General features: G+C 61.4%; 10 protein-coding genes and 1 pseudogene. 3 read left to right on the forward strand and 8 right to left on the reverse strand.

The window, feature by feature from the left end; all coding sequences use genetic code 11:
- Positions 1–102: 102 nt before the first annotated feature.
- The 3 genes from NCR37_RS11700 to NCR37_RS11710 form a co-directional block, all read right to left on the reverse strand.
- On the reverse strand, positions 103–1,920 hold the full coding sequence (locus tag NCR37_RS11700; protein ID WP_250473143.1) for a M61 family metallopeptidase: 1,818 nt from the start codon (positions 1,918–1,920) through the stop codon (positions 103–105).
- A gap of 112 nt (positions 1,921–2,032) precedes the next feature.
- Entirely contained in the window at positions 2,033–2,764 is a 732-nt protein-coding gene (locus tag NCR37_RS11705; RefSeq protein ID WP_250473144.1) for a DsbC family protein, read from the reverse strand.
- A 79-nt stretch (positions 2,765–2,843) separates the two neighbouring features.
- Positions 2,844–4,016, reverse strand: coding sequence for a UbiH/UbiF family hydroxylase (locus tag NCR37_RS11710; RefSeq protein WP_250473145.1), 1,173 nt, complete (start codon positions 4,014–4,016; stop codon positions 2,844–2,846).
- Positions 4,017–4,227: 211 nt separating this feature from the next.
- Here NCR37_RS11710 and ychF point away from each other — a divergent pair, with 211 nt between their 5' ends.
- On the forward strand, positions 4,228–5,325 hold the full coding sequence (gene ychF / locus NCR37_RS11715; protein WP_250473146.1) for a redox-regulated ATPase YchF: 1,098 nt from the start codon (positions 4,228–4,230) through the stop codon (positions 5,323–5,325).
- Between the two features lie 253 nt (positions 5,326–5,578).
- A pseudogene (locus NCR37_RS11720) lies at positions 5,579–5,859 on the forward strand (hypothetical protein); the annotation flags it as partial.
- A gap of 302 nt (positions 5,860–6,161) precedes the next feature.
- Here the strand turns inward: NCR37_RS11720 and NCR37_RS11725 are convergent.
- On the reverse strand, positions 6,162–6,524 hold the full coding sequence (locus tag NCR37_RS11725; protein ID WP_250473147.1) for a response regulator: 363 nt from the start codon (positions 6,522–6,524) through the stop codon (positions 6,162–6,164).
- 15 nt (positions 6,525–6,539) lie between these two features.
- Positions 6,540–7,997 (reverse strand): RAD55 family ATPase, encoded by a 1,458-nt coding sequence (locus NCR37_RS11730; RefSeq protein ID WP_250473148.1) that lies wholly within the window; start codon positions 7,995–7,997, stop codon positions 6,540–6,542.
- Positions 7,998–8,925: 928 nt separating this feature from the next.
- Between NCR37_RS11730 and NCR37_RS11735 the strand changes: the two genes are divergently transcribed.
- Positions 8,926–10,107 carry a GGDEF domain-containing protein gene (locus tag NCR37_RS11735; RefSeq protein WP_250473149.1) on the forward strand — a complete coding sequence of 394 codons (1,182 nt, stop codon included), beginning with the start codon at positions 8,926–8,928 and terminating at the stop codon, positions 10,105–10,107.
- Positions 10,108–10,387: 280 nt separating this feature from the next.
- Here the strand turns inward: NCR37_RS11735 and NCR37_RS11740 are convergent, their stop codons facing one another.
- Genes NCR37_RS11740 through NCR37_RS11750 form a run of 3 tightly spaced genes read right to left on the reverse strand, consistent with a single transcriptional unit; the run spans position 10,388 to position 12,897 of the window.
- Positions 10,388–11,761 carry a DUF1214 domain-containing protein gene (locus NCR37_RS11740; protein ID WP_250473150.1) on the reverse strand — a complete coding sequence of 458 codons (1,374 nt, stop codon included), beginning with the start codon at positions 11,759–11,761 and terminating at the stop codon, positions 10,388–10,390.
- A 51-nt stretch (positions 11,762–11,812) separates the two neighbouring features.
- Complete coding sequence (locus NCR37_RS11745; RefSeq protein ID WP_250473151.1) at positions 11,813–12,184, reverse strand: DUF1214 domain-containing protein; 372 nt, start codon at positions 12,182–12,184, stop codon at positions 11,813–11,815.
- Positions 12,124–12,897 (reverse strand): DUF1254 domain-containing protein, encoded by a 774-nt coding sequence (locus NCR37_RS11750; RefSeq protein ID WP_250473152.1) that lies wholly within the window; start codon positions 12,895–12,897, stop codon positions 12,124–12,126. The genes NCR37_RS11745 and NCR37_RS11750 overlap by 61 nt, the downstream gene beginning before the upstream one ends.
- Between the last annotated feature and the right edge of the window lie 172 nt (positions 12,898–13,069).

A 13,069-nucleotide genomic window follows, 5' to 3' on the forward strand; every position in this document is an offset into this window, starting at 1 on the left:
GCGTTAGGAAGCATTCTTCAGTTTTCGACGTTCGGGAAAAAGCCGCGCGGCCGTGAAGGATCGTTGCACCGGTAGAACAATCCTCCGACGGTCGCGCTGAGATCAGCCTTTCAGCCAGCGCTCGCGCCACTGCTTCGACGGACCGCGGCCGTCGATCGCGGTCAGCACATAGCGCGACACCTCGGGCGCGTCGAGCCTGACTTCGGTGCGGCGCAGTTCGTCGCGGCGGAACGCGTGCACCTCGATTCTCGCGCCCGGCAAATAGCGCGACAGCAGCGCGTCCAGATTCGATCCGGTGACGCGCAGGCCGTCGATGGCCACGAGCACGTCGCCCGCCGACAGTCCCGCCTTCTGTGCCGCCCCGCCGTCATGGACGACCGCGAGCGTGCATTCCGCGCCGCCGCGCACCCGCGCCCCGAGCGACGGCCTGCCGGCGGTGCCGTTCGTCGGCATGTCGGGCGCGAGCGCGACGCCGAACGGCTCGAGCAGCGCATCGAGCGGCAGATCGCGCGTGCCGCGCACGCCATCGCGAAAGAGCGCGCGCAGGTCCGCGCCGGTTGCCTCGGCGAACAGCGCCTCGACGTCTTCCTCGCGGATGCCGCGCGGCTTGCCGGTGTAGAAATCGCGGCCGTAACGCTGCCAGAGCAGCCGCATGACGTCGTCGAGCGACTTGCGGTTGTCGGTCTGCGCGCGGATCGACAAATCGAAGGCCAGCGCGAGCAGCGATCCCTTCTGGTAATAACTGACGATGGCGTTGGGCGCATTCTCGTCGGCGCGGTAGTACTTGACCCACGCGTCGAACGAACTCTGCGCGACCGATTGCTTGAGCCGCCCGCTGCCGCGCAGCACGCCGCCGATGGTCTTGCCGAGCAGCGAGAAATAATCGCCCGCGCTGATGAGACCGCTGCGCACGAGCATCAGGTCGTCGTAATACGACGTGAAGCCCTCGAAGAGCCACAGCAGCGACGTGTAATTCTCCTGCGACAAATCGTACGGCGCGAACGCCGCCGGCTTGATGCGCTTCACGTTCCACGTATGGAAGTACTCGTGGCTGCACAAGCCCAGATACGTGCGATAGCCGTCCGTCATTTCCGGGCGGCCCTGCACCGGAAGGTCGGTGCGATTGCAGATCAGCGCCGTCGATGCCCGATGCTCCAGCCCGCCGTAACCATCGCTGACGGCGACCGTCATGAACACGTAGCGATCCATCGGCGCTTTCTTGGTACGCGGTTCGAAGAGCGCGATCTGCGCTTCGCACACGCGCTTCAGGTCCGCCGCGAGCCGCTGCATGTCCAGCGCGACGACGCGCCCCGCGATCACGATGTCATGCTTCACGCCGTGCGCGGTGAAGTTGCCGAGCGCGAATTCGCCGAGCGTGACGGGATGGTCGATCAGTTCGTCGTAGTTCGCCGCTTCGTAGCTGCCGAAGCCGTAGCGCTTCGTTCCGCGCGATTCAGCGAGCGCCGTCGCGACGCGCCAGTTGCGGTGCGCGCCGCCAGGCGGCGGTTGAATATCGACGGCGCACGGCGCGCTCGACTGTCCTTCCACCGCCAGAAAGACGCTCGTGCCGTTGAAGAACCCGACCGTATCGTCCAGATGCGCGGCGCGCACGGACATGTCCCACGCATAGACTTCGTAGCGCAGCGTGATCGGGCCGTCGACCGGCGCGGCTTGCCACGCGTGCTTGTCGGTTTTTTCGATGGCGACGCGCCGGCCGGCCGCGTTGAACGCCTGCAACGTCACGATGTTGCGCGCGAATTCACGGATCATGTAGCTGCCGGGAATCCACACGGGCAGCAGGAATCGCTGCCCAGCCGGATCGGGCTGCGCGACGGTCAGCGTCACTTCGAACAGATGCGCCGCCGGGTTCTTCGGAACGATGCTGTAGCGCACCGGTTGCGGGAGCGGAGTTATTGCCATAGTCGTCCTTGTTCTTGTTCTGGGCGTTGCTTCATTGCGCCGGATGCGCAACGGCGAGCCGTAAAACGAAAGGAGGCGCCCTCACGCCTCCTCTTGCCAGATCGGACCGTGCTCAGTGCGCGGCCGAGATTTCCTTTTCCAGCCTGTCTGCGGGCACGGCGCCCGGCAGACGGCGGCCGTCCGCGAGGAAAACCGTCGGCGTGCCGGAGACGTTCATCGAGCGGCCGAGCTTCAGGTTCTTGTCGATCGCGGCGGTGTCGCATGTGCCGGCGGTGGTCGGCGGCTTGCGGTCGAGCATCCAGCTTTCCCAGCTCATCGCGCGGTCTTTCGAGCACCAGATCGACTTCGACTTCTCGGTCGAATCCGGCGAAAGCACCGGATACAGGAACGTGTACACGGTCACGTTGTCGATGGACTTCAGCGACGATTCCAGCTGCTTGCAATACGGACAGTTCGGATCCGAAAACACCGCGATCTTGCGGCTGCCGTTGCCTTTGACGACCTTCACCGCGTTCTCGAACGGCAGCTTCGCGAAATCGATCTTGTTCGTTTCCGCCAGCCGCGCTTCGGTCAGATTCTTGTTGCTGCGCGTGTCGACGAGATCGCCGACCATCACGTAGTTGCCGGTCGCGTCGCTATAGACGATCTGCGTGCCGAGGTTCACTTCGTAGAGCCCCGGAATCGGCGTCTTGTCGATGCTCTTGATGGTCGCTTCGCCCATGCGCGCTTCGAGCGTGGATTTGAGCTTGTCGGTGGTTTGATCGGCCTGCGCCGAACAGCCGAGGCCGAGCGTCGCGGCAAGCGTGGCTGCCGCGGCGAGAGCAAGGCGAAAAGTGGTTTTCATGCCGTATCCCGATGATGGGGCGACGCGTGACGACCGCGCCCGCCTTGGTGTTGTGAGTTGGACCGTTGAACTTGACGCGTCACCCGAGCGCCGCCGAGACGAGCCAGCGTTTGGCGAGCGGCTGGGCTCCGACGAGCGCCATGCCGGTATTGCGAATCGCCTGCGCGATGGTGCCCGGCGCCGAAAACAGGCGCTGCATGCCGTCCGTCACGATTGTCAGCTTCTGGATGTCTTCGCGGCGCGCGCGCTCGTAGCGGCGCAGCAGGATCGGGTCGCCGAGATCGCGGAAGGCTTCCTTGTTCGCGATAACATCGGCGAGCGTGGCGACGTCGCGCAGGCCGAGATTCATGCCCTGCCCGCACAACGGATGAATGAGGTGCGCGGCATCGCCGACGAGCGCCACGCGCGGCGCGATCAGCCGGTCCACCGTCTGCAGCCCGAGCGGAAACCCCTGCGCGGGCGTCACGCATTCCAGCGCGCCGAGCGTGTTTTGCGTGGCCTGCTCGACTTGCGCTGCCAGTTGCGCCGGATCGAGCGCGAGCAGCTCGTTCGCGTGCTCCGTGCGCGCCGACCAGACGAGCGACACGTGATCGCCCGGAAGCGGCAAGAGCGCGATGATTTCGGTATCGCGAAACCATTGGTAGGCGGTTTCGCCGTGCGGCCGCTCGGCCTTGAAGTTCGCGACGACGCCCGTTTGCCGGTAATCGCGGCGATGCATCTTCGCGCCCATCTGCGCGCGCACCCACGAATGCGCGCCGTCCGCGCCGACGATCAGATCCGTCTGCAGCGTTTCGCCGCTCGACAGCACGACGTGCGCGGCATCGTCGTCGATCGTCATGCCCTGTGCGCGCGCCTCGAACCACGAAAGGCTCGGCTGGAAGCGCAGGGCGGCATCGAGCGCCTGTTCGATCAACGTCGATTCGACAATCCAAGCGAGCTGCGGCACCGAAGCCTGAAACGCCGAGAAGTGCAGCTCCGCATGCGTGTCGCCGAACACGCGCATGTCGAACACCGGGCCGAGCCGCGAGCGATCGAGCGCCTGCCACACGCGCAGCCGTTCGAGCAGCGTCTCCGAACTGGACGACAGCGCGTAGATGCGCGAATCGAAGACCGCGCCGGGCGGCAAACCGGCCGCGGGCGGCGCGAGCAGCGCGACGCGCCGGCCGGACTGGGCGAGCGCGAGCGCGGCGGTCTTGCCGACGAGCCCGCCACCGACGACGACCGCGTGAAAGGTCAAGGGATGCGAAGTCATGCGGGCATTATAGCTTCGAGGGTTGCGCGGGTTTTGGCGCTTGCTCAAAGGACAGGGCGGCGGAAACGCCGGCCCGGCCCGGCGGTACAATAGCGGTTTGCCCGGCCGCCGAGCGGCCGCTGCGCTGGCGGGCGCCCTTGTCGCCGCCCGGCGCGCATCGTTTGACGAACCCCGCGCGGCGAAGCGCCGTCTCACCAGTTCGAAGGATTCCATGAGCCTCCAATGCGGCATCGTCGGCTTGCCTAACGTCGGCAAGTCCACGCTTTTCAATGCACTGACCAAGGCGGGGATTGCCGCCGAGAACTATCCGTTCTGCACCATCGAGCCGAACGTCGGCGTCGTGGAAGTGCCGGACGCGCGCCTTCAGGCGCTCGCCGAGATCGTGAAGCCCGAGCGCATCCTGCCGGCTGTCGTCGAGTTCGTCGATATCGCGGGTCTGGTCGCGGGCGCGAGCAAGGGCGAAGGCCTCGGCAACCAGTTCCTCGCGAACATCCGCGAGACGGACGCGATCACGCACGTCGTGCGCTGCTTCGAAGACGAAAACGTGATTCACGTCGCGGGCAAGGTCGATCCGCTCGCGGACATCGAAGTCATCGACACGGAACTCGCGCTCGCGGACCTCGCCACGGTCGAAAAGGCGCTCACGCGTTACTCGAAGGCCGCCAAATCGGGCAACGACAAGGAAGCGGCGAAGCTCGTCGCGGTGCTCGACAGAGTGCGCGCCCAGCTCGATCAGGCGAAGCCGGTGCGCGCGCTTTCGCTGACCGACGAGGAGCAGGCGCTCATCAAGCCGTTCTGCCTCATCACGTCGAAGCCGACGATGTACGTCGCGAACGTGAAGGAAGACGGCTTCGAGAACAATCCGTACCTCGACGCAGTGCGCAAGCACGCGGAAGCCGAAGGCGCGCCGGTGGTCGCGGTGTGCGCGGCGATCGAAGCAGAAATCGCCGATCTGGACGATGCGGACAAGCAGGATTTCCTCGCCGATATGGGCATGGACGAGCCGGGGCTGAACCGTGTCATTCGCGCCGGGTTCAAGCTGCTCGGCTTGCAGACGTATTTCACGGCAGGCGTGAAGGAAGTCCGCGCGTGGACGATCCATATCGGCGATACGGCGCCGCAGGCGGCCGGCGCGATCCACACGGACTTCGAGCGCGGGTTCATCCGTGCGCAGACCATCTCTTTCGATGACTACGTCGCGTTCAAGGGCGAGCAAGGCGCCAAGGAAGCCGGGAAGATGCGGGCGGAAGGGAAGGAATACGTCGTGCAGGATGGGGATGTGATGAATTTCTTGTTCAGCCGCACCTAGGGGCTTATGGACGTACACCTCGGAGTTGACGGTTATGGGCAACTCCCACCGCATCTATACCCGGTGGTACTGGAGCTTCACCACTCGGTTCTCTGAGGAACTTCTATCTCCATTGGGCAAGCCGGCGACGCCGGCGCGGCAGTCACATCTGCGTGCAACTTTGGAGCCGCCGTCAGGCGGCTGTCCACGCCCTTGCGGTGTGGGCAGCGAAGTTGTGTGCACTGGTCACAATCTTGCCCAGTTCTCCGGTATCTACCAGAACAGGCGTCTTGCGAGAGGCTGCAGGCTCGTTACCGTGCGGCAGCGCCCCTGCACGGCAAAAGGCGTCATGTTCGCGACGCTGGACGATGAGACAGGTAACGTCAATGTCATTGTGTCCGTCTTTGCTCGAAAAGTAGCGGCGGGCAGCCTTCGGCGCGTCATTGCTCGCGGATTATGCAATGGCAATGCGAGGGCGAAGTTCGCCACCAGCGAGTCGTCGACATGTCGCATCTTATTGGCGGATACACGGCGGCTAGTAAGAGCTTCTGCTAGAGCGTAGCAGTATGGGCCGGCGCGGTCGGCGCTTAGCGACCCGGAGCCGACCTTCCGATCGGTGCACGATCGAGGGCCGCTTCCAGCGAATAGAGCGCCGCGGGAATTCGACCCCGTACCGGCAGCGGACTCAACGCCGTTATTCGCGCGGCCCAGGGCAGGAAGCTGGCCACTTCGATCATCGAGTCAGTCGGCCGAGCCCGGCGTCCATACATCCATTGCCCGTGGCTTGAAGCAAGGGCGCAAACTGCGGATCGAAGCTCAGAAACGTCGCTGCCGCGTCACCTAAGATTTGATCGCCTTCATCGACTTGATGACAACTCTCTGATTAAGCACAGAAGCTCGTCCAGAGGATATGGCTTATCCAAAATCGCGGCGAACAAGGTTGCGTTCGATCGCGCAATCGCTCCTTGAGCAGCCGTCGCAAGAATGATGGGGACCTTTGAAAATGCGTCGTCTGCCTTCAAAGCGCGTGCAAGGTCGAGTCCCGACATGATTGGCATCATGAAGTCAGTCACGATGAGATCGGGCCTGGTCAATTCGATCAGGTCCAGAGCTGCCCTGCCATCACTTGCCGCAAATACGTCGAAGCCTTCTTCCTTCAACAGGTAGCATAGGAAGTCAGTAATAGTAGTTTCATCATCGACGACGACAATTGTGGTCATTCTCCTCGCCTCTCGTTATTCTGCTGCTGCGTCGTCGCTGTTCAGTGCGAAACGCGCTGACGGAGAGGAGGCGGTGGGAGACATCTGACCTAATATACGGATGCCACCCGTCGAGATTTCAATTTCCGCTATCGACGGATCGAATGTGCTGTCGCGGAGTTTGACGACTATCATGCCGCGACGAACCGTCGACCCGTCTAACGCGTGATGCATGTTTATCAGGCCGTCAAGCATACTGATCAGCCTGGGAGACGGGTTGGTCATTGCGGCACCGAGCATCTGGCGTGTTTCCCAGGTGCAGACAGTCGTAACTTCCATGGCTCTCAGCTGATTCGTTAAAGCGGCAAAGAAGTCGATGAGTCGGTCGGGAACGACTGCCGCACTTTGGAATCCGCCCATTCCGTCGATAAACAAGCGCTTTATGCCATGCTTATGAATCGCCTCCAGGAGCTGGCTAGCGAGCTTGTCGAGGATGTTTTCCGTGAGCGGCGTCCACATGACGTGCACCGCACCGGACGCGACCAATGGCTGTAACGCTATCCCTAACGCCGACGCTTTTGCCTCGAGTCTTTCCGGCGTCTCATAGAAGCCGAAGTGCAGCGAGGGCTCTTGCACAGTACTGGCTTGCAGAAAGCTCAACCCGAAGGTGGTCTTTCCGCTGCCGGCCGGGCCCGTGATCAACGTCACGGAATCGGCCGGCAGGCCGCCTTGTATCCGCTTGTCGAAATCGGTCACCCCCGTTGTTACCCGCCTGGCTGTTACACCCCCCATCTTGGACGGGAGGGCGAGAAGAGCCTCGAGGCGCGGGTAGACAGTAATGCCCCGATCAGCGATCTCGTAGGCATGCAAACCTCCGAGAGACCCACTCCCCCTTGATTTGGCCACTCGCAGCCGACGAACCGTGCGTGAACCGAACAACTCCTCGCGCAATTGGATCACGCCATCGACCATGGTGTGTTCCGGGCTTGCGTTTTCTGCGTCGGCGCTTGTCAGGAAAAGGACCGTGCAGCCGGTAAACGATGCGTGCCCTTGAAGTTCAGCGACAAATGACTTGACATCAAGGGCATCCGACGAACGTTCGCGAGCGTTCAATAGGCCATCAAGAATCAAGAGCGATGCGCTTTGACGTTTCAACTCCAAACGGAGCGCGTCGACTAGTGCTTGCAGGCCTTTTTCACGAAAGACTTTCAGCAGGCTGATATAGCTGGCTTCTGCTCCGATATGACCGGCTTCAAAAAATTCCAGCGTGGATAGGGACTGGAATAACCGTTCATGCGACTCGGCGAGCAGAGTGACATACAGGACTCTCTGGCCCCGCTTCATGTGCGAGAACGCTATCTGGTTCGCTAGGATCGTTTTACCGGACCCCGGCTGCCCTTGGATGATGTACGAGGAACCGGCCACGAGCCCACCGCCCAAGACGTCGTCGAGCCCCGGAACATTGCTTTTCAGCCTAATCAACATTTTCTTCATTTTGACGGTCTGTCAAGTCGAAATCCAGCTTCGGGTCACGCCTGACTGCAGGGGTAAGCACAACGCCGACTTGCGATGTGCTGCATAGACACGCGCCGCTCTGAATAAGGGCGGTCACGTTGGTGCACGGAAACGCACGTGTTCCGAAGGATGTGTTTCGGACGACGCGGAACAATAACACGCGTTACCGGGATACCGAAGCAGTCCGCTGATCGTCCGCTTGCCGCGCAGGTGCCCCAATCACCGAACAGTGTCGCCCAGACGGCGCTCGAGCTTCTGATGGCCGACGCCGGCGCGCTTGCTCCCCATTAACTTCAGCGCCAGCCGCAGGAGATCTGCCTTGGCCACGATATGCGCTGCCTTCCGGTGAACGTCGACTCTCCGATACTCCATGCAAGGCGGGAAGAAGTCTCCTCATGTCGACCGGCCTGATCAAATGACTGCCTCCTTCATCGTTTTCAGCAATCAGAGGGCCATCGAAGTACCTGGCCATCTGTCCGAAGACCGAAGACGATCCTTTCCTAGTGTCGTATTCGCTGCTCGGATCGGACCTCGCTATCGTTAGCCTGAGGGTATGTCGTCCTGTCCACTTCGGCGTTCTAGCAGCCGTCCCATCGGGCACATTCGCAGTCTCGACGGCCGATGAGGCGCCCCTCGCCAACGGAACGCGGAACGACGGGTGTCCGACGCGCATGGGACGTTGGGCTGTCTACGCCGAAGCGTTCGCGAACGGCCGAAACGGGCCACTCTATGGCGACGCCTACCTCATGCTCCTGAAACGCACCCGACGTAGAAATTACCTATAGGCACCGTTGCGACAGGATTAACCTAGGAAAGAGCCGCTTGTTCTCTCGTTCGTTCCGAATTCTCGCAAGTAGAATCGGTGTCACCGGGCACCACCAGCGCCGGACTCATCTTTCGCGCACACATGACTGATGTTCGAGAAACCATCGCCGTGGAGCAACGGCGCTCCATGCTGATCTACGCGGTCATTGTCGCCGCACTGGTAGCGTGCGCGATCGCTGCGGTTTTCCAAGCGCACGCCGTGATTGCCGACGTCCGTCTGGTGAACAACGCCTCGTTGCTCATCAAACGTAGCAACGCGCTTCTGAGCGGCGTAGAGCGAGCGGAGACCAGTCAACGGGGCTATCTATTGACGGGCAGTGAAATCTATCTAGAACCGTTTGAGAACGGCAGTACGCGAGCCTTAGCAGCGCTGCAGGAGCTAACGCATTCCCTGTCCCGTCCGCAGCAACAAGAGGCGCTGACTCGTATTACGGCGGATCTGACGACCAAGCTCGACGAGCTCGCTCTGACGATAGATCTGCAAAGGCGTGGGCAGCACGACGATGCGTTAAAGATCGTCAATACCAACGCAGGCAAGGACGCGATGGACCGGATACGGGTGCAGGTCTCAAAACTTGCCGCCGAGTGCGAGGCAAGGAGAGCCGCCGGGCTCGCTGACGAGACGCACCGGGTGGAGTTGACCGGCTGTGCGTTCGCTGGGCTTTTACTTGCCGTCGCAGCAATGCTCGCGTTCGCTTTCAGGATGCAGAAGAGAGCGTTCCGGGGCGTCGTCCGGGGCACCGAGCGGATGAGTCGCGCTGCGTACCGCGATGCGTTGACGGGACTGCCGAACCGGCGAGAACTCGATCGGACACTCTGCCACTTGCAGGACGGCGCTGGCGACGACGGCGGTCCGGTCACTGCACTCTTCATCGACCTGGATGGTTTCAAGTCGGTGAATGACAAGTTGGGTCATGCGACCGGGGACGCACTCCTTCGTCGCGTCGCGGATCTGCTAAGAGACGTTACCCGGTCGGGCGATACGCTTGCCCGGGTCGGCGGCGACGAGTTCGTGCTTATCGCCCCCGGACTCCAGAGTCGTCACGAGATCGGCCAGTTATGCAGGAGGCTTCTTTCCGCAGTTCGCCCGCTTGCCGACGACTTCTTACCGGTCGGCTTGAGCATCGGGATCGCTACGCGCGAGGCGGCGAGCGAGTCACTCGGAGGCCTCCTCAAAAGAGCGGATACGGCGATGTACGAAGCCAAGCGTGCCGGTGGGGGCTATCGGTTCAGTGACACTGATTCGGCAATGGCGCTGGGATAGAGCGGCTATCGACGATGCATGCGCACATGCACTCGCCTATTTCCGCTCACCGGCATTCGACTAAGGCAGACGACCGCGCAGCAACGCTTCGTGCAGTCTTCGTAGTGCGCGGCTGGCGTCATGGGTCCGTAGCCGACCCAAAGCGCTCTTTGAGCGTCATACACCTTCACCGAAGGCAACATTTGCTTAACGCTCAACTCCTGCGGAGTTGCAGGAGCATCTGAGTGCCGTCAACCACGCCGCGCAATTATCAGGTTGAAAGGAACGGTAGGCGCGCTTCTCAGCGAACACGCTTCAGAGCGGGCGGATAATACGTTCCATTCGCTACCGCATCAATCGGCCCATAGTAGCGAAAGGTCAAACGGTACTTCGATCCGCGCGGAGTCGGTAGCCAGTTGCCTTCCGGCGCATTTGCGGGCTTTTCGGCGGCAAAGTAAAGTGTCAGAGAGCCGTCTTCACCATAGGTCAAACCGGACGCCTCGTTGATCAGGTACTTGCTCGATGGATTGGGCAACACGCGGAACCGGGCGCTGTCTACTGCAATCACAGACCAGAAATAGTTGGCGAAGCGCGAGGGCAGCGCGTCCTTCGGGAACGTCAACTCATAGACGTTATCACCGGTCAACTCCGCGCCAGCCGAATCTTTGGCGCCGCGATAATAAAGTACCTCCGGCTTGATATTCGCCCATATGCCACGGTAATTCACCAGCGTCCGTGTCAGGTAGTCGATCCCGTACTCACCGACTACGCCCGGCCGAGCCCAGCCGTTTTGCACCGTTCCGTGCCCGATGATCTCGCCCGCCTTGGCAATGTCAGCCAATGCCTTCGTACGGGTCACATGATCAATCCTCTCCCGCTGCGACGGGTCGCCGGCGGCGCTCGCGACTCGCCGAACCAGCGCGCTCATGCTCTCCAGCCCCGGATTGCGCTCCGGCTCGCTATCCAGTGCCGCGCCTGCCGCGTCGAAAGCTTCGACACCGGGAAAGTCTTCCAGCGCGAAGATGGGCGTTTTCGGTATTGAAGGAAGCGCAGGCGTCCCCGTTGCCGTTAGCCGGAACTGATGCTGTAGCGCAACCGCACCATCGACATCGCTGCCGAGCGCGACTCTCGTCAAGATACGCGAGTACCTGACCGGAAGGTCAATCCGCGTGGCACCCGCGGGCGTGAGCACCTTCGAGCCGCTCAGGCATAACGCGAAATCGCCGTAGGGCTTTTTCGGAAATACACGTTCATTAATATTGGCAAGGGTTTCACCCCACCCGCTTAGCACCTGAACGGTGAAGTACCTGCCTCTGATCGGCGGGACCGTCATAACCGTACAGCTATTCTCGTCGACGGCCACCCAGGCCTCGGAATACGCCACATCGAGATTGGGATTGGGCCAGTCGACCGCACCGGGCTTGCGATGGATCAACTGGTTCCACTGGAAGCCTTCTTGAAAATCCAGTTGCTCCTGCCGAGTGACGAACAACCGGCCGAGAAGGTAGATGTAGGCCTGACTGATTTGCTCATCCGACAGCGCCCCCGCGCTGGATGCCTGCGAGGAATGCGTGGCATCCATCGCACTGTTCTGCGCCGCGGTGTCTTGCGCCTGCAAAGCCAATGCTAGCGCCGTTGCTGCGATTGCTATCACTGAAGCCCGAATGAATTTCATGGCCCTATTTCCTTGTTGAAGACGAGTCTCGGAACTGAACTGCATGTAAAGCTATTGAGCGACGACCACCGGTGGCGGAGTCCACGAGCCGTCAATCACAGGGCCCTTCGGCCAATAGGCACGCATATATAACGAAAACGGCGCGCCGGCCGGCGCTGGCAACCAGTTCGACTCTTTATCAGCTCCGGGGGAATCGGCTTGCACGTATAAGGTCAAGGAACCGTCCGCATCGAACTTCAAGTTCCGGTTCTTGGTGCCGAGCGAGTATCGCTTCAGCGTGTTCGGCACGAAGAAGTGAGCACTGTCGTACATCGTCAAGGACCAGAAACCATTGACCGGGGGCGTTTGTCCTTTGGGAAACGTTACGGTGTACCTGTTCGCTCCCGACAGTCGCTGACCATTCGCATCGAGATCCTGATACAAGTACTTGGTCTCGGCGCCCGCGTTGACAAGGATGTTTGACTTGGCGATAGCCGTGCGCGTGAAGTAGTCAGTGCCAAATGCAGCATTGTTCCGGGTGGAGGTCCAGTAATTTCCTGCTGGGCTACCCCAGTTCCTGAACTGAAGCAGCGGGTCGACAAGTCCTTGTCGGCTCTCATCGCTTCGTCGATCATCGCGCTTTTTAGGCCGGGATTTTCTTTTGCCGCGGCGAGAACCGCATTTATCTGTGCATATCGCGCCTCCTCGCCAGGTAGAGGCGGCGTATCTTTCAGAACTAACGGTAACTCGTCAAAGAACTTGTCGGGGATGACCCACTTCGTTTCCGCACCGCCGGTCCCGCTTTCGCTAGTGGGCGACGACAGAGTGGGCAGGCGCGTCCAGTCATGACGCTTTGCCGTGCCGTCGAATTCGGAAAGCGGATAGATATCAATGCCGGCGATCGCTTCTTGAATCGCGGCACGATCCTCGGCGGTGTCGTCCATGAACACGCGCGGTACCACGAAGGCCGTGCCGGTCGCCGAGCGGAAGACCCTCGTGATGCCGGCAGGGACTGTGCCGTTCCAATCCGGACCGACCAGCAAGTAGAAGCCCGGGCGCGTGCCATACATCGCGCCGATCTGCGCAAAGCTGTCGGTCCGCGTATCGACCCGGGGCGGATCTCGGTAACGGGAACCGGATGCGACGGTCGAGCGCAACCGGCAAGGCCGAAGACTAACGCGCTGAAACTGACCGCGACAGCAAGGTTGATGGCCATTAGCTGAGAGCGGCACCGATTAGGTGTTTCACATCTGCCTCGTTGCTCAACCACGGTCAATGATGCTGGTCACTTCGTCTGCCGAAGACTTTTACTTCTAGCGAATCAACGTA

The sequence above is a fragment of the Caballeronia sp. GAFFF1 genome, from assembly GCF_023630705.1.
Lineage (GTDB): Bacteria > Pseudomonadota > Gammaproteobacteria > Burkholderiales > Burkholderiaceae > Caballeronia.

Bases quoted from the DNA above. Each gene is read 5' to 3' on its own strand.
- NCR37_RS11700 (WP_250473143.1), bottom strand. From the start codon at position 1,920: ATGGCAATAACTCCGCTCCCGCAACCGGTGCGCTACAGCATCGTTCCG.
- NCR37_RS11705 (WP_250473144.1), bottom strand. From the start codon at position 2,764: ATGAAAACCACTTTTCGCCTTGCTCTCGCCGCGGCAGCCACGCTTGCC.
- NCR37_RS11710 (WP_250473145.1), bottom strand. From the start codon at position 4,016: ATGACTTCGCATCCCTTGACCTTTCACGCGGTCGTCGTCGGTGGCGGG.
- ychF (WP_250473146.1), top strand. From the start codon at position 4,228: ATGAGCCTCCAATGCGGCATCGTCGGCTTGCCTAACGTCGGCAAGTCC.
- NCR37_RS11725 (WP_250473147.1), bottom strand. From the start codon at position 6,524: ATGACCACAATTGTCGTCGTCGATGATGAAACTACTATTACTGACTTC.
- NCR37_RS11730 (WP_250473148.1), bottom strand. From the start codon at position 7,997: ATGAAGAAAATGTTGATTAGGCTGAAAAGCAATGTTCCGGGGCTCGAC.
- NCR37_RS11735 (WP_250473149.1), top strand. From the start codon at position 8,926: ATGACTGATGTTCGAGAAACCATCGCCGTGGAGCAACGGCGCTCCATG.
- NCR37_RS11740 (WP_250473150.1), bottom strand. From the start codon at position 11,761: ATGAAATTCATTCGGGCTTCAGTGATAGCAATCGCAGCAACGGCGCTA.